Raw genomic sequence first — 20,854 nt, forward strand, 5'->3', positions numbered from 1 at the left:
CCTCAAGATGAGATTTCCCATTCCTATAAGGAAGTAAGATCCCTGAAAGATGATCAGGTTGATAGGTCTGAGGTGGAAGTGTGGCGACACATGGAGCTGACAGATACTAATCGATCGAGGACTTAACCTAATAAAATAAGTGAACGCTGGCTAAATACGCCACATCGTGTGGCAACGCCTGCATGACCCACATCCTGTGGGCCTCGTCTGCCCGTTATCTAGTTTTGAGAGAATAATTTCTCAAAAAATGCACTTGCATTTTTTCAAATACATAGTATAATGATCTTTGTCACTAAATTGTCTGGTGATGATGGCGAAGAGGTCACACCCGTTCCCATGCCGAACACGGAAGTTAAGCTCTTCAGCGCCGATGGTAGTTGGGGGCTTCCCCCTGCGAGAGTAGGACATCGCCAGGCAGGCATTATTCCGCAGTAGCTCAGTGGTAGAGCTATCGGCTGTTAACCGATCGGTCGCAGGTTCGAATCCTGCCTGCGGAGCCATTTATTGGAGAGCTGTCCGAGTGGTCGAAGGAGCACGATTGGAAATCGTGTAGGCGGCCAACGCCGTCTCAAGGGTTCGAATCCCTTGCTCTCCGCCACTTTAAATACATCTGGCCCGTTGGTCAAGTGGTTAAGACACCGCCCTTTCACGGCGGTAACACGGGTTCGAATCCCGTACGGGTCACCATTCTTTTTTGGACAGCACGCTGAAAAGTATCAGGTTTACACCAAAGCTTTTTAAAGGAAGGCATGCTAAGATCGCAACGTCCTGCTGCAACGCATGCACTTGTAGGTCCTGTACTTCGGAGGATTAGCTCAGCTGGGAGAGCATCTGCCTTACAAGCAGAGGGTCGGCGGTTCGATCCCGTCATCCTCCACCATTTCTATGAAAATCATATTATCGCGGGGTGGAGCAGTTCGGTAGCTCGTCGGGCTCATAACCCGAAGGTCGCAGGTTCAAATCCTGCCCCCGCAACCAAATTACTCATTAATGGTCCGGTAGTTCAGTTGGTTAGAATGCCTGCCTGTCACGCAGGAGGTCGCGGGTTCGAGTCCCGTCCGGACCGCCATTTAAATAGAGGCTCGGTAGCTCAGTTGGTAGAGCAACGGACTGAAAATCCGTGTGTCGGCGGTTCGATTCCGTCCCGAGCCACCATTTGCCGGTCTAGCTCAATTGGTAGAGCAACTGACTTGTAATCAGTAGGTTGGGGGTTCAAGTCCTCTGGCCGGCACTGTTTTGGAGGGGTAGCGAAGTGGCTAAACGCGGCGGACTGTAAATCCGCTCCCTCAGGGTTCGGCGGTTCGAATCCGTCCCCCTCCACCATGTTTTTAGGGGCATAGTTTAACGGTAGAACAGAGGTCTCCAAAACCTCCGGTGTGGGTTCGATTCCTACTGCCCCTGCCAATTTTAATTCACAATTTATGGCGGTTGTGGCGAAGTGGTTAACGCACCAGATTGTGGCTCTGGCACTCGTGGGTTCGATTCCCATCAATCGCCCTTAATATTGGGCTATAGCCAAGCGGTAAGGCAACGGACTTTGACTCCGTCATGCGCTGGTTCGAATCCAGCTAGCCCAGTTTTCATCTTTCTTTATCATCCTGCATATGATAAGATGAATATTAGTTAAAATGCGGAAGTAGTTCAGTGGTAGAACACCACCTTGCCAAGGTGGGGGTCGCGGGTTCGAATCCCGTCTTCCGCTCCAAATCTTAAATGATGGCGGCATAGCCAAGTGGTAAGGCAGAGGTCTGCAAAACCTTTATCCCCGGTTCGAATCCGGGTGTCGCCTTATTTCCCGTGCCGGGGTGGTGGAATTGGCAGACACACAGGACTTAAAATCCTGCGGTAGGTGACTACCGTGCCGGTTCAAGTCCGGCCCTCGGCACCATTGATCACACACATGCCGGTGTGGCGGAATTGGCAGACGCGCACGACTCAAAATCGTGTTCCTTCGGGAGTGTCGGTTCGACCCCGACCACCGGTATCAATGAATGCAAAAGCGACGGTATTTCGGCGTATTAATCGCTGTTTTATCGTCGCTTTTTTGCGTTAAACGTCACGGCAAATGGTCGTGTGCCTATCGCTTTCCTTTAAACAGAAGGGAGGCGATTTTTTTATGTCTAAACGAAGAAGTAATCGTTTGAACGCCCGCGAGGTGGATATCGCCGTTGAGCCGATCGAATACAACACTTTAACAATAGACGGTGCCATTAAGCTTTTCCTGGCTGACGCGAAGCGAAAGAGTTTGCGAAAGGATACGATCACATATTATCATCGCGAGAATAATCATTTTCGTAATTGGATTGTGCAGCAGGAAAAGGGTGATTTAATTTCAGGGATCGTGCGCACTGATATTGATGAGTATGTCGATTATTTGAAAGAATCCGGTAGACAAAATGGATCCATTAATACACGTTTGCGATCTATGAGAGCCTTATTCGGATATCTGGAAGAGAATAAATATATCGCGAATAATCCAATGAAGAAATATCCGCTACTAAGGGAACGGAAGGGCAATATAGAGACATTTTCTTTAAAACAGCTTCGGCAGCTATTGAACGCTCCTGACAAACGTACTTTCACCGGTCTTCGTGATTACACATATATGCTGTTGTTATTGGAAACAGGAATACGACTAAGTGAAGCTGTGGGGATTTTGGTTGAAGATGTAAAGCTAAGTGAAGGAACCATCTTTATTAGAGAAACAAAAAACCACTTTCATAGATATGTACCCATACAAGCAAGGATGAAGGAGCAATTAAGAAGGTATTTAAAGATACGTGGAACATGTGAAACAGATCATTTATTTGTAACAATCGATGGGACTCCAATGAAGAGGGGTGCTTTACAAAAGTTAGTTGGGAAATACGGTAAAAAGGCAAAAATTAAAGGCGTAAGATGCAGCCCGCATACTTTGAGACACACATTCGCTAAAATGTCAGTTATGAATGGAGCTGGCGTGTTTGAACTACAGAAGATACTCGGGCATTCAACGATGGAAATGGTTCGAGTATACGTCAATCTTTATGCTTCTGATGTTTATGATCGTCACAAAGAATTTTCGCCGCTCAACAACTTATAAAAACAAAAAAAAAGACGACCACCCGTCGGAAATAAATTCCGATAGATAGCACGTCCACCCTACGTCTATCTTATCGAAAAAAAGCGTTCCAGTCAACGCTTATTTGAGTGCGCCTAATTTTCCGATATGGGTCGGTACGTCTCCAAGGGGAGAAAACCGAATGTACACGAAAGAATCCGCTAAAATGGCGTCTTTCCGTTCTGTGGACGCGCTTAACGACGCCATCCGCTCGCATATATACCGCAATAAATCCGACCTGACGCCTGCCGCAATCGAGGTTCTGAAGGTATTATCGCGTCATGCCTGCAAAACGCCGGGCGTCGCGTATTTGAAGCTGCAATCGATCGCGGATCTGATCGGCCGGCACCGCACCACAGTCATCCGGGCAATTAAGCGGCTAGTAGACTGCGGCATCATCCGCAAGGAAACGAAATTCCGGCCGGTATCCGGCGGCAACGGCGCCAATATGTACGTGATTTTGCCGGCTGATAATGGCGATGCTACTCCGCAAATGCAACTCCGCTCGACAGCGGACAAGCTTACGGAGGAAACGCCTGAAGAATCGAAAAGCACAAGCGAAACTGTTATTTCTAAAAGCGTAAATAAATTACTACGTAATACGTATAGCGCGTTTAAAGCTGCGGTCGAATCGTTTGTAAGCGATCGGAAGCTGACGAATCGGCTATACGGTATTTACCTTGCGCATACGTCGTTTTTAAAAGGCGCTTATGATTCCGATACGCTAGAAGAAATCGGCCTACATGCGGTGCGTCAGACGTTTATTGCGACAAAGCGCAAGCACATTCGGAATCTTGCCGGCTATTATAACGGCGTGCTGGATCAGCTGCTAGACCGCCTATATGAAACTCGTTTTGATGAGTTGACGCGTTCCTAACCGGTAAACAGAAGGACAGGACGTCGTTTCGGTTCGGTTGACTCTGCGGACGGGCGTGCGATTTCGTACGTTAATGAGACGGGGAGGTCTTCGAGGAGATCAGCTTGTTCAGCGCAATTTGCGCTAATCAATTCGTACCGCTGAATTAGTCGGTAGACGTTCCTCGAGGTGTAATTTAATCGTCCCAATTTGCGACAATCAAACGAATGAATAACAAAAGGAGTGTGCTTTACATGGCAAACGAAGTATTCCCGATTAAGTCAAAACGCGATTTTAATAAACTGAAGAACGCCCTGAACGGTCGCAACCGTCTGTTATTGACGCTCGGCACCGCTTTTGGGCTGCGTATCAGCGATTTATTAACGCTTAAAGCCGGGGATCTTCGCGGCCAAGATTCGTTAATCATCACGGAGCAAAAACGCAAGAAAAAGCGTAAGATTACGTTTAGTTCGTCAGTTAAACACGAGATCAAAGAACATATAGGCGACGAATCAGCAGATGACGATTACGTATTTGCCAGCCGAAAAGGCGGAGGAAAGCCGATCAGCCGTGTGCAAGCGTATCGTATCTTAAACGACGCAGCAGAACGAGTCGGCATCAGCGATAAGATTGGCGGCATCGGCACGCACTCGCTTCGTAAGACGTTTGGTTATCGCCTGTATGAGAACGGCGTTAATATCACCCTTATTATGTCGATGCTCAACCACTCAAGCGAGCGCGAGACGTTGAAATATATTGGAATTACTGCCGATGAGATAGAGGCGGCATATGAGTCGATCGAGGTATAGCCGCATACATCAGCGAGACGTGCCGGGCGGGGGCGACCGTCCAAAACTCAGGGGGTGCGGCACTACACTGCGCAACATATAACGATAGCCTACGAATAGACGGAACGCTTTGTATATCGGCGTTGCATGACGCATCTATGGCCGTCAGACTCATTGGAAGTAGAAACGATGTTGCATCGACTTGCCTGACCAACGGCAGCAATACCGGTCCTATATGCACGATCTTATTCATATCAACCGGCACCAGACGCAATCCTGATCGTTGATTTAATGCGGTTTAAAATGTGCATAAAGAAACTTCGGTTGATTGCGATAGACATCGACCAGCGAACGCAGTTATATCAACGTTTCGTTCGATTATTCAATGTAACAAAAACAGATTGAGTTACATTCGATATGCAAAACGATGAATGTTTTATTCAACGAAAGTTTTCGCTTGCGCCCGCCCCCAGGCCGCCCACTCAATCCCGCCTCATCTGCCGTTCGGAACTAGCGTGCAATTTTTTGAACTCGGAGGGTCATGACGGTTTAGGACGTCAAAATTGGCGATTGAATACAAATATAGTGGCCCCTTCGATTCTGCATTTCAAAAGCCCGTTAAATCAGCGTTTATGGGCGTCTAAATCGTCACGGAGTCCATGCTGTTGCGCAAAAAGAAAGACGCCGTCACTGGCGCCTCTATCTCGTCTTAAATCCGTTCACAAAGCTCTCTCCGTCCTGCTCCGTGTTAATAAGCTGCTGGGCGCTTTGGCTAATTCGTTGAGCAAGCGCCTCTTGCGCTTTTCCTTCGAAGCTGTAGAGAAGCGATGAATAAACGCTGTTCATTTCTTTTTGTATATCGTCTATTTTAAACTTCGGTCTTAGTGTCGTTTTAATGCCTTCAAGCTTAGTTGCGGCCGTTACTCTCATGCCCGTTTTCAGCATTTGAAGCTGATTGCGTCGTATGAGGAGCGTATCTTCTTGATCACCGTTTAAGTTGTTGAGTGAGGCGAGTTTATTGAAATTTTCCATTATGTCATCTCCTAAAGCTTAAGCCAATTTGCCAGCATTTTGTCTTTCGATTTAAAATCTTTTGCGATCTGCGCAAGGTACCCGCTGATGTCTTCTAAATCTGAAATCGTATTTTTTAATGAGGCGATGTACGCTTTTTCGGCATGAACATCGTAAAATAGCGGATTGCCTTTTTTGTCAAACGACTGCGCCAGGTTTTTCAGCGTATTGTTTACATCCTCGAGTGTCAGCTTGTCGTATAAACCGTGGCCGACCTGACGGTAGGTATCGTGTTTCAGGTCGTTGATCTCGGCGTCGTGTTCCTGATAAGCGTTTTCGGCTTCCCGTTTCATCGTCCGCAAGTCATCGATGATCGCATTTACTTTTTGCGCGAGCTGCTTGGCAACTTCGGGTGTTACTTTAATTGCGCCACTTCCGGAGGCAACTTCCGGTGGGAGCATCGCTTTTAAATTTTTGTCATAAACGAGTTCATCGCCCTCTATATTTTGAACGTTTCCGTTTTTGTCGAAGGTGAAATTATTACTCCCGACCCAATGCGTATCAGGCATTCCTAAGATTGCGGTCTGAAAGAAATACCCAGCGTTTTGCCCGATTTGTTGGAATACATCGCCCTGCATTCTCGCCTCGCGCACCGCATTTGATAATTCAGGGTCCTTCGTATAAATTGTCGTTCCATTGTGCCGGTCATATTCGTTCCACCAGCCGGCCCCGACCATGTCATCCGGATTGATAATCGATTTTATGGACCGGTCATATTCGCCGTTATTAATTTTCTTTTGCTGCTCCTCAGAGTGTAGGTGGACGATTGAAGGGCTGTTAAACGCTACGGCATAGACATTGTTGTTGACCGCGCTATATTCAGCCTCTGCGCCGCCGAGCGAGTGTCCGGTGGTTGAAATAACCGTCGAGGTGCCTTTATACTTTTGTTTAACTTCCCGCACCAGATCGTCAGCTTGCCCGATTTGGGACGTTTTTGTAATTAACTTGTAGTTACCGGTGCTAAGCATCGAGTCTTGTGTCGGAGTTCCGTTATATTTTCCGAGTGTTTTAGAAGTATCTTTCGCATCTTTTTCGACTATGTAGTGTTCCTTCTTTTTCGGGTCAATTCCCATTACAACGTTCCCGCCGTCAGCGTCAATAACATCCTGGAAGAATTGGCTCTTAGGATCTGTTCCCGCGAAGGCTACGACAACGTTTTCGGGATTATCTGATTTGACCCACTTGCCGTCTTTTGTTTTTTTGCCCTGCGATACAACAACCGCATCGAGTCCTGTATCGTTATCCCTTTTAATTTTTTCTACGTACCAATACGAATTCTTTTCGGTTTGTATTGGTTTTCCAGACTTCATTAGATCGTCCAACCGTTCGCGGTCGTAGGCCTCTCTATTAAGAATGAAATAAGTTTTATCTGATACATTTGGCACTTTTATGTCGTTGGTCATATACATCGCCTCTTTATTTTTGTAAAATTAGGGTATGAAAGGGTTGGTTTCTTTGAAAAAGAAAAAGTACATAATTATCCTTATTTTAATAATTATAGCAGTTGGAGGATTTATTATGAAGTATCAGCATGATCAAAAAGAAAAAGAGATTGCTTTTGTTAAAGAAGCTCAAGAACATATGGAGAAGTTTTTGTATGAAAATTACAGAGGTGTTAAAGATGTTAGTTTTTCTGACGACTACTACATAAGTCCGATGGGGGGTATCAGGGTAGAAGGATATTTAAACGGAGATAAGGAAAGCAAATTCCAAGGAATATATGATCCTCCTAATAAGGAGATACAGTCCTATACCATCTATGATGATGAGATCGAAAAAACTAAAATTGAAAAATAGATAGCCCGCTCAAATCGAGTCGGGCTTTTGTTTTCTTCTAATGTTGTGTATTTACTTTTTATTAATGCCCTCAATAGCTTCCGCAATAGTCGACCATTTTTCAAGGCCGCGAGCTGTGTATGTACCTTTTCCGATAATCGATGCATGCACCTCATATGTAGAATTAACCTTGAACACCCGGACGTTTAACTTTCTTTCTTTAAAAAGAAGCCACTCTTGTTTTTCTTCTTCAAACATCATCTGAATTTAATCCTGTATATCCGACTTGTAAAGAATAATGTCATCTATTGTGTATGTCTTAGTTGGTGAGATGTCATTTAATACATTTAAGATCTTCTCAATTGTTTCAAGTTCTAATCTTTTGGTTTTCCCCTCGCAAAGATCCCCAATAGTTGCCGGCCGTACTTTTGCCTCAACAGCTAATTTGTTCTTAGTTATTCCTAACTCGTCCAGTATATTGTTCAAATTAAATCTAAAACCCATTTCAACAGTCCTCCATGAATTTGATTCTAATCGTATTATACAAGTAAAACGCCAGTAGTAAAATATTTTTTGAAAAATATCTGAAAAACTCTTGACGTTTTACTCCTGAAGTAATATTATTAACCCAACGAGTTTTACTTCAGAAGTAAAGGGGAGTTATAGAATTGAATAACCAAATTTCCAACCATCATTGGGAAGTCCTAACCGTGGATTTCGTCCTGTACGATCCGAAAACGGGAGACGTCGATTATCGAGAGCCTACCGAAGTATTGCATCTTGGAGCCGATATCGCGCTCGAAGTGAACGAAGCCTATCTCACGCTTTATAGGATGCGCGGCAAAGATGGCGAATGGGAAATCGGCGAAAAGTGCGAAGTCCTGTACGATCTTCCACTCGAATTTCCTGTCGGGTTTAATTTCGGCTTAACAACCGTAGAGATCGCGAAAATGTCTGTACTCGATTTCATGCTATTCTTGGCGCAAAAGAAGGAGGAGACGCTATGAGCGAATTAACGTGGATTGACGCATGGGAGCAACCGAAGAAAATGACCGTGGATTTCGTTTTTATTTATTCGGATACCGGCGAAGAAAGCCGCGAACAGGTAGATGTCTTAAACGTAGGTCGCGATTATGTACTTTATATAGATGAGGAGTGGCTTAACCTTTATCGACTATATCAAGGTCCTCACGGTTTAGAAATCGGTCAGCGTGCGGAATTGATTTACGATTTACCGTACGTCTCTGACTCGGAGATGGATCTCGAAACTATTGCGAATATGAATACGATCGAGCTGTTGGCTCATCTTGGCGGACAACTAAAGGAGGTAGTCGGAGAATGAACGTTTACTATAGAAGGACTGTTGTTGGGTGGTGGAATGTCTATCCCGCAGGATCAGACGATCAATTCGCTAACTTAAACCCGGAGGAATTCACCGCACTCTTGCCGCAAGTATCCCGGAGAGCATTCGCAGGCTGCGCCGAAATCAGCCTCACGGCAGCGAGAGAGCTGTTCGGTAAGGAGGTGCGGTCGGCATGACGGATACATTTCAACCGCAGGCAGTAAAGCTGCATTATCACGGGGAAACGTTCGATACAAAACAGGAAATACACGAAATTTCGGACGCCTGGTTAATCGCGGCCGACGTCGTTGGAATGTATTCGGATGACGGACTGGTGTTTTACGATACTGACCGATTAGAAAAAAAGAGCGATGGATACCATCTTTACGAAAACAACTATCCTCGTTTTTTTATGGTAGACACGTCAAAGGTCGACGCAGACCTCCGCAAAATCGATGTTTCTGAGCTCGCAAATATATCGTTTGCAGATTTTGTTCGAATTGGTTTTTCACTAGGGGAGGGTTCACGATGATGCAGTATACAGTTTCTAAAGCGGCAGTTAAAAAAGCAATGGCGCGCCTCGGCCTTTCAAAAACGCAGGCACAAAACGTATTACCGAAGTATGCTCAAGGTGCCTCGTTCGTCTGGTCGCTAGAATCAACTAGCGGCAGCCAGTCCGTTTATGATAATCCCCGCGAACAGGTGCGCCTGGTCATTGCGGAAAATGGCACGATCTTAGATGTTTTCCCGGCCGACTATGCGCTTCAGTCTCCGCACGCGTTGTCTGATGATGCTCTGCATTCGTTGAAAGAAGCGACACGTAACGCTTTGCTTTCGAAAAGGGACGAAGTTCATCGCAAATGGTGCGAGGTTGAGGTTGAGGTTGACTTCCATTCGAACAGCTACGAGATTGCTAGGCGTCGGCTGGCTTTAATAGGGGCGACCAGTGACGATGAGCTGCGAATAAAAAGACGCCTGGCCCAGCTTTGCGCCGAAAACAAACGGCTGCACAACGAAAGGTCTGCGTTGAGGAAGGAAAGAACCGAGTTGGAGCGCGCGCTTGTGCCGTATATATAACAGAGGTGAGAATCGAAGACGCTGACGAATGATTGGCGTCTATTTCTTCGTATATTTATACGTTTGCATTAATAATAATACGATCAATATGGCGGTGAGAGGTCGGATGATTATCGTTATATTCTCAATTAGAATAACGTAATTGAGAATGAACACGACGTGATTCGTACAAATCGGCCAAAAACACGACTTTATTCGTACATGCGAAAATGGGGTTCATGCTTACAGCCGCAAGGGATACAGCGATTTTGAGTCCGCAATCACTTCTTAATCTTCTGAATCCGAAGACTAGCGGGAACTACGTTTCACTCCGTCCCGCAGAAACGCAATCATGTATATTGTATAAATAATTGTATCGCGATAAGGTCTTAATAATATCCGCGGACACGGAGGAGCGTTAGCGACGGAGTGGCCGCTAGGTTTTAAAACATACGGAAAGAAGTCCGATAACCTATCGAAAGTAATTGCGATGTCTTAACGATAAATACGCATACTTTACGTCTATATGCTGTCTTACGTAATAGAAGGACGTGTAACATACGTTTCATACCGTGATGGTATGACGCTGAGAAGTAAGATCTAGCGTCCAACTTCGCCACTTAATCCGTGGCTTCGTTGGACGCGGATATTCATTTATTTTCTATCGCGATTAATTTCTTTTAAAAAATAATGGCGCGTTCGAATGAGCGTAAGCGAATGAGGGCGCTAGGTTTTGAATTTCTATCTGTAGCCTAATTGTTGCGTTTTGTTTTCGATAAGTAATATGACTGATATATATATCCTGGATCAAACAAAAATGGCTGCATCCGTTGGTACTCTAAGAGTTATGGACGATTCGATGAGCACCGAAAAAGCAGGGTAAATGACCAAAAAAGCAGGGTATTTTAAACTCGCCATCAGAATTAAATCTATTTTTTTGTAAGATCTGCTCTTAGTTGGCTATACATTATGAGAACAAAATCTACTTAGACCGCATAAAAAATGGCCGCAGTTATCTATGTATTGTGAGGACCTGTAACATAAGGGGATTCCACTTTTGCCTCCGTAGTTGTCTATACGTATTGAGAGGGAGCAACATAATGATAATATAGTGACTTTCCTACCGATATGCTGTCTTTCTTAATGGAAGGGTATTGGGACTTCCGCTTTCACCTTCGAATGCTGTCTTACGTAGTAGAGAGCGTTATTACTACGAAGGGACAACGATAATATTGCGTTAATATAGATCGGTTGTTACAAAGTGTACCGAAATGCTGTCTTATGTTATAGAGGGCGAAAAAATTTTTTCGATAAAACCGAATTTAACCCTACAAAATTTGCTCTTAGTTGTCTATACATTATGAGAAGGATTCTGCGCCACTCAATTTGGGTGTGGTGCATTTTTTATTTGCCGAATATGTGTCCAAATGAAAACAAATAGAAGGGAAGATGAAAATGACTCCAAATACTATACGGATGATTCGTCTCGCTTAAGGGATGACGCAAACCGAATTTGCTGACCGCTTGGGCTGTTCGCGCCAATTGATTACTATGATCGAGAGGGGAGAAAGAAGTGTCACTGATAAAACTATTAAAAAAGTGAGTGAAGCGTTTTCGTTAGATGATCAAAAGATGGAAACCATTCAACTATTAAGGGGGATGTTCGTAGATGGGAAGTCTGCTGGATGAACAAAGAGCTTGGAAAGGGCTAACACCGAGGTCAAAAAAACGTTTTTTTGACTTGAAAGAGAACGGAAAGCTCGAAGATGGGAGAATTTACGATAGAGAAGGGAACGACGTCTCGGATTACTTTGAGGTGGCCCCTAAAACATCAGGACGCTCGAATGAGGGCTATAGAATTACAAGAAATGCGGGAGGGCATGACGCTGAGAATGGCGGCTTTACGTGGGCTTTTTACAAAACGTGCAAATCGTTCCTAGACGATTATACAACTGTCAAAGAACCGGACCTTGCGCGCCTGATGTTCATCGCTACATTTGTTGGGTTTGAGAATCAGCAACTTTCTCATGACAACGGACGTAAGATCGATAAGTCCGGCCTCCAAAAGATTCTCGGCTTGAGCGCCAATAATTTTCGAGATTTTTATAAGAGGATGACGGCGTCTGAGATTCTTAAAGAAAACGACGAAGGTGTTATCGAGTTAACTCCTTTTCTATTCCATCGCGGAAAAGTCCGAGGAAAACCTGCCGAAACTTCCCGAATAAAGATGTACCGAAAGACAATCCGAGAGCTGTACGAGAATTATAGCGGCAGGGCGGCAAAAAAGTTATCTATTGTCTATATGGTTCTTACGTTTTTGAATTTGAAAACAAATATCGTATGTTTTAATCCAGATGAGACGGACACGGAACGACTTAACAAAATGCACTTAGATAAACTAGCCGCCTTACTTGATTATAAAGATTCCAATAAATTAAGACAGACCTTAGAGAGTATTAAGCTGAACGGTAAGCCGGTTTTTTGGTTGCCGCCCGATCCTAACGACAAAAGAAAAAAGATAGTGATTGTAAATCCTAACGTTGTTTTTGGTGGTCCAGCAAAAGAGTTAGACTCGGTAAAGGTACTGTTCAAATAAATAACATTAACAAGACATCCGATAATGCTCGTTACCAGGGCGGAGGGTGTCTTTTTTATGTGGAGGTTTTTATGATGACAAATAATGATCTTTGGAAGTTCGGCAAAGGGTGGCTATGCGGTTATACAGAAGACAAGGAATTGATTCGGCGCGTGAAGCGATATAAAAAGGATTGGGTTATCTTAGCCGACTATTTTAAAAACGATAGGCTCATAGGCGTCCAGTTTAAAATTCCGATTGAACAGCGCCACGCAGCCGGCGGTTTTTAAGTCGATGCGACTATTCCTATTAAGACTAGATTTCGAGGGCTTATTTCGTTTCATTTTCAACGGAAATCTGTTCATATCACCATGTCCAAGGGGGTATTTGCTTGTATGACGTATTTATCTATGTAAAACCGTCAGAGGCGATCACAGTTAGAGCAGAAACGGGAGAAATCATACGCCGATCATCCGGCCTTATCCGTGACCTAAACATCTCGCGGGCGGTGCTAGAATATCGGGCTTACGAAGAAGAAGCGAAGATCGTCTATGAAAAAAGGGGGGCGCATAGATGTTCTGCATTGTAACGGAAACTGAATACTACGGATCATACGGACCGGCCGGTGTTTCCTATCTTCGCGAAAGCAAAGACGGGGAGCAGCGGCCTTTTTTATTTCCGGGCGGGGGTGCTAGCATAAAACTCGATTGTACTGCCGGCAGATACGAAATACGCAACATAGACGACGAATTGTTGTTTCTTACAACGGTCAAAAACGTGTACCTTTTTAGACTATTATATCAAGGCAATTTTTCTTTAAATGTACTGTTTAACTGCAAAGGTATAGACAAAACAAAAAACACCCCTTAACAGAAAAGGGTGTTTTACATTAAAATCCAAAAGCCTGTTGAACCTCGGTTTCTATCTCTGTTTCATAAGTCTTTATTTCTTCTTCACTTAATCCATTAGTAGTTAGTATTTTTGCCAATTCTACTAACCTTTGTGAGTGAACTGAATTAGGGTCTGGTAATGGATAATTTTCTACATATTGAGTTAAATATCTTTTTCGCCCTGCATATAATTTATTCTGAAATTCGATTTCGTGGAATTTGGTCATAAATTTTGAATTAGCTACCGCCACAGCTAGATATAATAAATCTGTATTTTCATCATTCTTTAAAGACAGCCAATAACAATTCCCATCAACTAAATATCCGTTAGTATCAATAGCAAATTTTGGTTCGGAACTAATATCAGGGAATACTACTTTAGGTAATGACCATGCGTCAGGATTTTGGGGAACCCATATTTCATACCAGTTTCTCTTTGCCTTTATTACATATTTCCTTCCAGCCAAAACCTCTTTATGGCTTTCTAAATATGCTTTAGCCTTTGGGTACTTTTCTAAATCAATAGCTTGTCTTTTACCATTCTTAACTTCATGTGTATATAGTATCTTTAAATTTTCCACTTCATTAGGCAAATTCCACTTACTTGTATAATCTGAGGATATTAAAGGTTTTAACACTTCATTTTCTGGTATCATGAAATCCTCTAAAGTATCCCAGTTATTCTTAATAAAAACCTTGTCCGCTGTTGTTTTAATACCCACTCTTACATGAAAAACATCTTTAAAGAAATATTCGGCACGAGATTTTACTTTATCAGACCACTCATTATCTTCTTTAGACGCCATTACCCAAAGTTCCTTAGGATTTTCTGGCACCTTTAAAAACCCTACTGTAACCTCATATTTCTTTTTATCAGCCTCAAAAAATCCAGAACCTTCTTTTGATAGTATTTCAAATAAAGAACTACATTCTTCCGCTGTTTCAATAGTTGGGTTTTCATAAATACGGAAAAACTTTACCTTATCATTATTCTTTGTTTCATCTTTTGACTTTTTCCGCCCTATAAAGATTGCTGGTAATACCGCAGCTTCAAATAATTTTGTATCCCCTAAATCAATTACCTCTAGAATTTCGTAATTTTCATCTAAAAACTTTCTAATGTCTTTACCACCAGCAGTTGTTAAATAACGATTAGAAGTTATGACACAAAGTAAGCCATTTTCCTTTAAGTGCTTCGTCATAGCTACTAAGAAAACATGGTATAAATCAACCCTTCCTTTCAGGTTGAACTTACTTCCTAAATCCTGTGCCTTATCTGCCCCTAAAACTTGTGTACGGACATAAGGTGGATTAGCTATTATCATATCGACTTTCTTTAATCCGTCCTCTTCATTTTTCGAACACCAGAAATCCTCTCTTTTTTTAATTTCCGAGAATAAATCATACTCGGTGTCACCTTCAAACAGTTCTAAATAATCGTTGTTAAAAAGGTGAATATTACTATTATTTGAGGCACTTAAAGAATTACTTGCATTATGAACAGCCTCTTTATCGGTATCCATTCCAATCACTTCTAAATTTTCAGTGCCAATTTCATTACATATTGCTTTCAGTAACTCACCGTCACCGCAAGAAGGGTCTAATATGGATTGCCTTTCTCCAGAACCGTCAAATTCAGCATATTTTAGTAGCTTTTTAGCCATATATTTTGATAAATAGCTGGACGTATAGTGAGAACCTGTTTCTTTTCTTTCAGCTAAACTTTTTGTCATTTTACACCTCTCCAATAAATCTTACATTTCATTTTACACTATCTCATTAAATTTCACCATATCTGAAATAATACTTATTAACACCGAATAGATACTTATTATCATCAAAGTGATACTTATAGTCTGTCGATTTTATATGGTGAAGGTTGGATAATTAAGGTATGGACAAAAAACATTTCTCACCAATGGAAAAGAAAGAAGAACAGCAGTTTCTTAATGCTTTAGGAAGGAAAATCAAACAGCTTAGAGTTGAAAAAGACTGGTCACAAGAAAGGTTAGGCTTCAAATCTAATTTAGACCGTACTTATATCGGTGGAATAGAAAGGGGAGAAAGAAATCTTACTGTTTTAAATCTAAAAAAAATCGCTGACGCACTAGAGGTATCTGTAAGCGATATTTTAGCGGAAAAACCAAATAATAAGGATTGATTTATATGTTATCACCATTAGCCCAAAAAATTAAAGATAATATTTCATCAAGTGACTTAACCATTTATGACCCTGTTCCAATAGGTGATACAAATTACTGGATACCTTCCAGTGAATTAGAGGAATTATTAAGTTATCATTTAGTAGGACTTAACTTGGAAGGACTACCATTAAGAACACGTTCTAAAATTGTAAAAGAAGAAGTTTGTAAAGCATTAGGATATATACCACCAACATCATTCAAGAAAACACAACCTCGCTTTTTGTGCCAAAACTTTGATGTATATACTCAGAAATCTAATAACTTGCAAATATGGAATGAAGAAGTTTCGCCTTCCCGTCGCTATGTACTAATAAGAATATCTGAGGAAGATATTATAACAAAAATTAAAGTTGTGACTGGTGATATAGTATCAGAATTAGACAAAACAGGGAAACTAACTCAGAAATATCAGGCTAGATTAGTGGGAATACCTGATGATGTTAAACTTTTATCCGATACAGATACCCATGAAATACAGGACATTATCTCTACTTACAGTGGTTTTGACCGACATACGTCACCTACTGAATACCCAACATTAGGCGAACTAATGCCTATAAATAAAATATATCATCATTTGCAAACAATAGTAGGCAAAAGTTTCCCTTATATGGGTGCCCTTCAAGAAAGAAATCGTGGCGGTTTTCTACATGGTCTGGTATGTGAAGCATTAGGATATTCTTCTTTTAAAGATGATGGCAAGTTTCCTGATGTAAAGCACCAATTATTAGAAGTAAAATTACAAACTTCACCTACAATTGACTTAGGTTTATTTTTACCTAGTAATGAGGGTATTTTGGATATTCCACAGATTAACACCCAAAATGTTCGTATGTGTGACGTACGTTACGCCATTTTTTTTGGGGAAGTAGAAAATGATGAGGTAGTTATAACAAAGTTTTATCTTGTAACAGGGAAGGATTTTTTTACTCACTTTACGCAATTCGGTGGAATGAAAGTAAACAAGAAATTACAAATTCCTCTACCAGCAAATTTTTTATAAGACCAAAAAAACACCAGCTTAATTGTTGGTGTTTTTTTATATAGATTATCAAACAATCAAAACTGTACACATTCAATAGTGGTTAGCTAGTACCTGAAAATAAAGGGGTGGGGTACTATCAAATGTAACTGTCATAAGGGGGGCACTATTTAACAGGGGTATAGGATTGCTAAATAATAAATGAGGTACACCGTAAAGCACACTGTAAGGCTGTTACTAAAGAAAGAGGTATAGGGTGGTTAAATAGCTAAGACAGTACAGCACCCTCACACAGTCCACAGGATAGTCACACAGCCACAGTAAAGGACAGGGGATAGGGGGCAAGGAAGGAAAAGAGATAGGACAGCGACACAAGGAAAGAGAACAGCCACACAGCACAGTCACGAGGTCAGGATAACAGCAAGGAAAGAAAGAAGAAAGAAACGAAACGAATGATAATAAAATAAGGATAGAGGCAAATAACACAAATTATTTTATTTGTCAATGGTATATGCTGGAAGGGTATATACAGGGGGTGGGGGTCTATATAGGGTCGGTCTGATGTCTGTAAAATATATGCACCATTTTTAAAACCTTTTTGTCACAAGGTTACTAGCTACCCTAAATACACCATTCAGTCAAACAGACGTGTCTGAGATTGTAATTCTAAGCGATTTATCTTTCATTAGGTGGGTGATTGTATTACTCGATTAGTCTCAGGTCGTTTTACAGTAAGGGTGGTTAAGGTTTTTGTTATAATGAAAATGGTAAAGTAGCTATAAAAATTTTTGTGGGATTTTTGAAAACTTTTTGGGGGTATATCAATGACAAAAATGACAGAAAATCAAATGATAGAACTAATGAAGAACATGGAGAATGGGGAACGAATCTAGTTCTTAGATTGGCTATACAATAACCATTTCAATTCAAGACCAATAGGAGATATGACTTTAGCAACAAAGAATCATATTGAGAATTACTTAGACAGAAATTTAACTGAGGAAGAAATTGAAATAATGAAGTTAGCCTATAAAAATGGTTATGGTGTTGGCTGTGATAAGGGAATAAAACAGGCATTAAAAATGGACAAATAAAAAGGAAGGCTAAAAGCTGTCATTCTAGTTAGCTTTAGCCTCTTTTAGTCTATAAAGTTTATTCTGTACACTTCTACAATCATAGCAATTATAACGCCTGTTTAAAAAGCCATTACTTTGTTTTTGAAAAGTGTAGTCAGGCTTAATTGATTTACCGCTAGTACATTCTAAATAAATGGTGTCAGTGTCGTCCTTATATGCTTTACGCCCTCTAATGCTAGTGGCGTGTAATCTTAATACCAAATTACTAGCCCCCTTAATCTATTAAACCCTCAGACTTAAAGTAGTCCTTAATAATATCAGGGTTTACTTTTAATTCCTTAGCTATTTGTTGATAGCTATAATCATTCCATATAAGTTCCTCTATTTGCTTTTCTAATTTCTTATTGTCGCTTTTATTAGACCTAGGTTTATTTTTGCCCCCAACGTGGTCAAGCCTTGTACCGTCCTTGTCACCATAAGGCATATTACAAAGGTGTTGCTGGTGTTTCTTACCTACCATATGATTAGGTTTACCGAAGAAAGAAACCCCACAATCATTACACTTATAAACCATTACAGCACGTTCATTATAATAAGCTGTTAAAGGCTTTACAGCACCTTTATAGACCTCATTTAACTTAGTTTCAAATTGTTCTCTATTCAATGTAATGACCACCTTTTATAGTTGTTTTTAAAGCAAGAAAAAAAGCCACTGGATTAACTACCAGTGACCTCTTTAGTAATTTCTTTAGCTAGTTCAGCCTTTACAGCACGTTCCTTTTTTTCCTGTTCAATCTGTTTAGTTAGTCGTTCTTTAGTGTCACTATCATTAAGACGGTTTACCAGTGACTTACTAACCTCGTTATCGTTAACAGGTGACTGTTCCTTATAGCCTGATTCATTCTGCATAGCTAACCCATACTGTAAAGCTAGAACAGGTGGTAAGCCTTTTAAAACCTCAGTATTACCGTTCTTTAATTCCTCTAAGATATGTGCTTTTACTTTGCTAGTTAAATTCATATTATTTCACGTCCTTAGGTTGTTTTAGATTGTCAGGTGTTCTACCGTCCTTAGCTAAGAAGATTTCATTCTTGTGAACAACAGCTTCATTAGACCACTGTAAAGAGGGTTTATATTGGTCTTGATTGAATGAATAATAAATTCTAGGGTGAACTTCCTTAACTGTGCTATCGTCAAATATATCCATTACCTCAGGGGCAACAGCATAATATTGACTTTGCATTTCCTTACCTAGTTCTGCTATTTCAGTAAGCATTAAATAACGATACTTTTCTACAATCTCAGTAGCGTTATATTCTACATTTCCTTTTCTGTCATTGGCTTGTGCCTCTTTAAGAATAGGCGTGAATTGTAACTTTAGTTCTGTTCGTTCCTCGTCCAATTCCTCTAATAGCTTGTTAATGATTTCTGTTTTTGAGTTAACTTCTTTAGAACGTATCTTAAAGTAAACGCGTTCCGTAATACTAGCTGTTTCAATGTCTAACATAATCGCTGTTAACTCGTCATTTAGTGCCACCAGTTCAGCGTTTAATTCCTGTTCTTGTTTGTTAAATTCCTCAGCCTGTGCCTTGTACTCTTTCAATACCTTTTCAGTTTCTTTAAATATGTTCTTTACAGCCATAGTGCCTTTTCCCCCTCAGTAGTGTGATAAATGTAAATCTCAGGCTCTTTCTTTTCTGCTAAAGTTGTCGCCACCTTAACAGCCAATAATAGTGCAATAGTAATCATTTGGTTACTTGTACCCCCTTTGTTCTTTCATTTCTAACAGCTTTCTAATACTAACCAGTTCCATTCGACACTCTTAGCTTTTTACACGCCAGTTTAAAGCGTTCTTGATAGAGTGGTGAGAATTTTATTTGTCCTTTCTCTAAACGTGAAATAACGGTGCTGTCTACACCCATAAACCTTTCAAATTCTTTAAGGGTTTTATTTCTAATTAACCGAACGTGTTTGATATAGCGATAATCCACAATTTCAATTTGTCCGTATGGTAATCGTTCCAATGTGTTCACCTCTTTTAGTTGATATGCAATAAAGTTTCATTTTTAAAGTAAATAAAAAAGGGAAGGCAAAAAGCCAACCCACTAGGAGATTATTCAATGTAATTTATCAGCTATCAGTTAACAGGTACTTTAACCTGTCTAATATACTTGTCCATAAAATAGGTAGCTGGTACAGGTAGTTTTCAAAAATTTTTATTTTAAATGTCCTTTTTCTGTACAAAAATGCAAGTTCGTAATTGTAATGACAAAACTAAATCAAAAAGGAGAGAATAAAAATGAAACTTAAAGAATTAAAAGCAAAATACAATTTGAAAGAGGAACACTTAACTTTACTATTTGATGTACTATACACTTATCATGAATTTGATATGATATATAGCTTTAATGAATTAGAAGTGTTTTTTAATGCAACAAAATATTTTGATAAACCTGACAGATATTATCTAAAAATATTTACGGATTTAATTCAAATGAAACTAATAGAATTTATAAATGACAAAGAAGCAAAATTCTTCATTGTAGCGGAGGAAATTAGAGGAATTGAATTTTTCAATGAGTTAGAAAAAGAGGTATGCTAAAAATAAATAACACAGAATTCAGGGGTTGCAAATAAAAAAGCAACCTCTAATTTTTATTGATATACAGTTAAGTTATTGCTATAATGAACTGTGTTAAATAAATCGTGTGAACAGCCAAAATAATACACTTACAATTAACTGTAAGAATTACTTAATATCACTGCATTTAACGATAATTTAAAGATGAAAACAAGGAACTTTATGACTCAAAATCGTGTTCCTTCGGGAGTGTCGGTTCGACCCCGACCACCGGTATCACTAATCATCATCGTATTGCCAAACGACGAAAGAGCGTTCCTTACACAAGGAATGCTCTTTTTGTTTATTCCTCATCAAAGCGGAGAGCCGCCAACATAAACGCAATGACCAACTGTTGTCCGCACTCTCACTCTTCATTCAGCGCACCGTGAAATGATGCATACCGTTCAAACAGTTGTCCCTTCATTGAAGTCCATTCAATCAAGATCACACTCAGTAAGTCAGTAAGAATGAAGCACCTTGTCATCGACAAGGTGCTTTTCTTTATACCAATGATG

Annotated in this window: 26 protein-coding genes, 16 tRNA genes and 2 rRNA genes (1 of these 44 cut by a window edge); 35 read left to right on the plus strand and 9 right to left on the minus strand. The window is 40.8% G+C overall.

What is annotated here, in order from left to right; genetic code table 11:
• The 21 genes from H7F26_RS10960 to H7F26_RS11060 form a co-directional block, all read left to right on the plus strand.
• Positions 1–130 (plus strand): 23S ribosomal RNA (locus H7F26_RS10960); it begins 2,801 nt to the left of the window's first position.
• A gap of 170 nt (positions 131–300) precedes the next feature.
• Positions 301–416 (plus strand): 5S ribosomal RNA (gene rrf / locus H7F26_RS10965).
• A 9-nt stretch (positions 417–425) separates the two neighbouring features.
• A tRNA-Asn gene (locus H7F26_RS10970) sits at positions 426–500 on the plus strand.
• A 6-nt stretch (positions 501–506) separates the two neighbouring features.
• Positions 507–598 (plus strand) — tRNA-Ser (locus H7F26_RS10975).
• A gap of 14 nt (positions 599–612) precedes the next feature.
• Positions 613–687 (plus strand) — tRNA-Glu (locus H7F26_RS10980).
• Positions 688–804: 117 nt separating this feature from the next.
• Positions 805–880, plus strand: a tRNA-Val gene (locus H7F26_RS10985).
• A 21-nt stretch (positions 881–901) separates the two neighbouring features.
• Positions 902–978: transfer RNA gene (locus H7F26_RS10990), tRNA-Met, on the plus strand.
• Positions 979–992: 14 nt separating this feature from the next.
• Positions 993–1,069 (plus strand) — tRNA-Asp (locus H7F26_RS10995).
• A 10-nt stretch (positions 1,070–1,079) separates the two neighbouring features.
• A tRNA-Phe gene (locus tag H7F26_RS11000) sits at positions 1,080–1,155 on the plus strand.
• Positions 1,156–1,158: 3 nt separating this feature from the next.
• Positions 1,159–1,231 (plus strand) — tRNA-Thr (locus H7F26_RS11005).
• Between the two features lie 7 nt (positions 1,232–1,238).
• A tRNA-Tyr gene (locus H7F26_RS11010) sits at positions 1,239–1,323 on the plus strand.
• Positions 1,324–1,330: 7 nt separating this feature from the next.
• Positions 1,331–1,404, plus strand: a tRNA-Trp gene (locus tag H7F26_RS11015).
• A gap of 20 nt (positions 1,405–1,424) precedes the next feature.
• Positions 1,425–1,497 (plus strand) — tRNA-His (locus H7F26_RS11020).
• Positions 1,498–1,505: 8 nt separating this feature from the next.
• A tRNA-Gln gene (locus H7F26_RS11025) sits at positions 1,506–1,577 on the plus strand.
• A gap of 53 nt (positions 1,578–1,630) precedes the next feature.
• Positions 1,631–1,705: transfer RNA gene (locus H7F26_RS11030), tRNA-Gly, on the plus strand.
• Positions 1,706–1,718: 13 nt separating this feature from the next.
• Positions 1,719–1,789: transfer RNA gene (locus H7F26_RS11035), tRNA-Cys, on the plus strand.
• A 10-nt stretch (positions 1,790–1,799) separates the two neighbouring features.
• Positions 1,800–1,888 (plus strand) — tRNA-Leu (locus H7F26_RS11040).
• A 14-nt stretch (positions 1,889–1,902) separates the two neighbouring features.
• A tRNA-Leu gene (locus tag H7F26_RS11045) sits at positions 1,903–1,984 on the plus strand.
• Between the two features lie 132 nt (positions 1,985–2,116).
• A complete protein-coding gene (locus H7F26_RS11050; RefSeq protein WP_017475016.1) occupies positions 2,117–3,082 on the plus strand; it encodes a tyrosine-type recombinase/integrase in 966 nt (321 codons plus the stop codon).
• 160 nt (positions 3,083–3,242) lie between these two features.
• Positions 3,243–3,977 (plus strand): helix-turn-helix domain-containing protein, encoded by a 735-nt coding sequence (locus tag H7F26_RS11055; protein WP_059261013.1) that lies wholly within the window; start codon positions 3,243–3,245, stop codon positions 3,975–3,977.
• A 233-nt stretch (positions 3,978–4,210) separates the two neighbouring features.
• Complete coding sequence (locus H7F26_RS11060; RefSeq protein WP_017475018.1) at positions 4,211–4,765, plus strand: tyrosine-type recombinase/integrase; 555 nt, start codon at positions 4,211–4,213, stop codon at positions 4,763–4,765.
• A 678-nt stretch (positions 4,766–5,443) separates the two neighbouring features.
• Here H7F26_RS11060 and H7F26_RS11065 read toward each other — a convergent pair.
• Both H7F26_RS11065 and H7F26_RS11070 read right to left on the minus strand, forming a co-directional pair.
• Complete coding sequence (locus tag H7F26_RS11065) at positions 5,444–5,776, minus strand: hypothetical protein (RefSeq protein ID WP_017475019.1); 333 nt, start codon at positions 5,774–5,776, stop codon at positions 5,444–5,446.
• Positions 5,777–5,787: 11 nt separating this feature from the next.
• Positions 5,788–7,218, minus strand: a complete 1,431-nt coding sequence (locus H7F26_RS11070; protein ID WP_059261014.1) for a lipase — start codon at positions 7,216–7,218, stop codon at positions 5,788–5,790.
• A 52-nt stretch (positions 7,219–7,270) separates the two neighbouring features.
• Here H7F26_RS11070 and H7F26_RS11075 point away from each other — a divergent pair, with 52 nt between their 5' ends.
• Positions 7,271–7,612: a DUF1433 domain-containing protein gene (locus H7F26_RS11075; protein WP_017474974.1), complete on the plus strand. Its 342-nt coding sequence runs from the start codon at positions 7,271–7,273 to the stop codon at positions 7,610–7,612.
• A gap of 51 nt (positions 7,613–7,663) precedes the next feature.
• On the opposite strand, the gene H7F26_RS11080 is transcribed toward H7F26_RS11075, so the two are convergent.
• Positions 7,664–7,852: a hypothetical protein gene (locus H7F26_RS11080; RefSeq protein WP_017474975.1), complete on the minus strand. Its 189-nt coding sequence runs from the start codon at positions 7,850–7,852 to the stop codon at positions 7,664–7,666.
• A 6-nt stretch (positions 7,853–7,858) separates the two neighbouring features.
• Complete coding sequence (locus tag H7F26_RS11085; RefSeq protein ID WP_017474976.1) at positions 7,859–8,095, minus strand: helix-turn-helix domain-containing protein; 237 nt, start codon at positions 8,093–8,095, stop codon at positions 7,859–7,861.
• A 164-nt stretch (positions 8,096–8,259) separates the two neighbouring features.
• Between H7F26_RS11085 and H7F26_RS11090 the strand changes: the two genes are divergently transcribed.
• The 9 genes from H7F26_RS11090 to H7F26_RS11130 all read left to right on the plus strand — a co-directional run bounded on the left by H7F26_RS11090 (position 8,260) and on the right by H7F26_RS11130 (position 13,434).
• Complete coding sequence (locus H7F26_RS11090) at positions 8,260–8,598, plus strand: hypothetical protein (RefSeq protein WP_017474977.1); 339 nt, start codon at positions 8,260–8,262, stop codon at positions 8,596–8,598.
• Entirely contained in the window at positions 8,595–8,933 is a 339-nt protein-coding gene (locus H7F26_RS11095) for a hypothetical protein (RefSeq protein ID WP_017474978.1), read from the plus strand. Before H7F26_RS11090 ends, H7F26_RS11095 begins: the two co-directional genes overlap by 4 nt.
• Positions 8,930–9,130, plus strand: coding sequence for a hypothetical protein (locus tag H7F26_RS11100; RefSeq protein WP_017474979.1), 201 nt, complete (start codon positions 8,930–8,932; stop codon positions 9,128–9,130). The genes H7F26_RS11095 and H7F26_RS11100 overlap by 4 nt, the downstream gene beginning before the upstream one ends.
• Entirely contained in the window at positions 9,127–9,465 is a 339-nt protein-coding gene (locus tag H7F26_RS11105; RefSeq protein ID WP_017474980.1) for a hypothetical protein, read from the plus strand. The genes H7F26_RS11100 and H7F26_RS11105 overlap by 4 nt, the downstream gene beginning before the upstream one ends.
• Positions 9,462–10,010, plus strand: a complete 549-nt coding sequence (locus tag H7F26_RS11110; protein ID WP_017474981.1) for a hypothetical protein — start codon at positions 9,462–9,464, stop codon at positions 10,008–10,010. Before H7F26_RS11105 ends, H7F26_RS11110 begins: the two co-directional genes overlap by 4 nt.
• 1,530 nt (positions 10,011–11,540) lie before the next feature.
• The gene (locus H7F26_RS21970) at positions 11,541–11,678 is read left to right on the plus strand and encodes a hypothetical protein (protein ID WP_229118254.1); all 138 of its coding nucleotides are present in this window, start codon (positions 11,541–11,543) and stop codon (positions 11,676–11,678) included.
• On the plus strand, positions 11,659–12,585 hold the full coding sequence (locus H7F26_RS11120; RefSeq protein ID WP_017474982.1) for a hypothetical protein: 927 nt from the start codon (positions 11,659–11,661) through the stop codon (positions 12,583–12,585). Before H7F26_RS21970 ends, H7F26_RS11120 begins: the two co-directional genes overlap by 20 nt.
• Positions 12,586–12,656: 71 nt before the next feature.
• Positions 12,657–12,854 (plus strand): hypothetical protein, encoded by a 198-nt coding sequence (locus H7F26_RS11125; RefSeq protein WP_200906527.1) that lies wholly within the window; start codon positions 12,657–12,659, stop codon positions 12,852–12,854.
• A gap of 283 nt (positions 12,855–13,137) precedes the next feature.
• Entirely contained in the window at positions 13,138–13,434 is a 297-nt protein-coding gene (locus H7F26_RS11130; protein WP_017474985.1) for a hypothetical protein, read from the plus strand.
• A gap of 19 nt (positions 13,435–13,453) precedes the next feature.
• Here H7F26_RS11130 and H7F26_RS11135 read toward each other — a convergent pair whose 3' ends face one another.
• Positions 13,454–15,187, minus strand: a complete 1,734-nt coding sequence (locus H7F26_RS11135) for an Eco57I restriction-modification methylase domain-containing protein (protein ID WP_017474986.1) — start codon at positions 15,185–15,187, stop codon at positions 13,454–13,456.
• 161 nt (positions 15,188–15,348) lie between these two features.
• On the opposite strand from H7F26_RS11135, the gene H7F26_RS11140 reads away from it, so the two are divergent.
• From H7F26_RS11140 to H7F26_RS11150, 3 genes are all read left to right on the plus strand, one after another.
• On the plus strand, positions 15,349–15,615 hold the full coding sequence (locus H7F26_RS11140) for a helix-turn-helix domain-containing protein (protein ID WP_017474987.1): 267 nt from the start codon (positions 15,349–15,351) through the stop codon (positions 15,613–15,615).
• A gap of 5 nt (positions 15,616–15,620) precedes the next feature.
• Positions 15,621–16,661 carry a hypothetical protein gene (locus H7F26_RS11145; protein ID WP_017474988.1) on the plus strand — a complete coding sequence of 347 codons (1,041 nt, stop codon included), beginning with the start codon at positions 15,621–15,623 and terminating at the stop codon, positions 16,659–16,661.
• A gap of 923 nt (positions 16,662–17,584) precedes the next feature.
• Positions 17,585–17,734: a hypothetical protein gene (locus H7F26_RS11150; protein ID WP_017474989.1), complete on the plus strand. Its 150-nt coding sequence runs from the start codon at positions 17,585–17,587 to the stop codon at positions 17,732–17,734.
• A 256-nt stretch (positions 17,735–17,990) separates the two neighbouring features.
• Here H7F26_RS11150 and H7F26_RS11155 read toward each other — a convergent pair whose 3' ends face one another.
• The 4 genes from H7F26_RS11155 to H7F26_RS11170 form a co-directional block, all read right to left on the minus strand.
• Positions 17,991–18,380 (minus strand): hypothetical protein, encoded by a 390-nt coding sequence (locus H7F26_RS11155; protein WP_017474991.1) that lies wholly within the window; start codon positions 18,378–18,380, stop codon positions 17,991–17,993.
• A gap of 53 nt (positions 18,381–18,433) precedes the next feature.
• Positions 18,434–18,736, minus strand: coding sequence for a hypothetical protein (locus tag H7F26_RS11160; protein ID WP_017474992.1), 303 nt, complete (start codon positions 18,734–18,736; stop codon positions 18,434–18,436).
• 1 nt (position 18,737) lies between these two features.
• A complete protein-coding gene (locus tag H7F26_RS11165; protein WP_017474993.1) occupies positions 18,738–19,358 on the minus strand; it encodes a hypothetical protein in 621 nt (206 codons plus the stop codon).
• A 157-nt stretch (positions 19,359–19,515) separates the two neighbouring features.
• Entirely contained in the window at positions 19,516–19,740 is a 225-nt protein-coding gene (locus tag H7F26_RS11170; protein ID WP_017474995.1) for a helix-turn-helix domain-containing protein, read from the minus strand.
• Between the two features lie 275 nt (positions 19,741–20,015).
• Between H7F26_RS11170 and H7F26_RS11175 the strand changes: the two genes are divergently transcribed.
• On the plus strand, positions 20,016–20,318 hold the full coding sequence (locus H7F26_RS11175; RefSeq protein WP_017474996.1) for a hypothetical protein: 303 nt from the start codon (positions 20,016–20,018) through the stop codon (positions 20,316–20,318).
• Positions 20,319–20,854 lie beyond the last annotated feature (536 nt).

Source organism: Bacillus sp. PAMC28748, assembly GCF_014250415.1.
GTDB lineage: Bacteria > Bacillota > Bacilli > Bacillales > Bacillaceae > Bacillus > Bacillus licheniformis.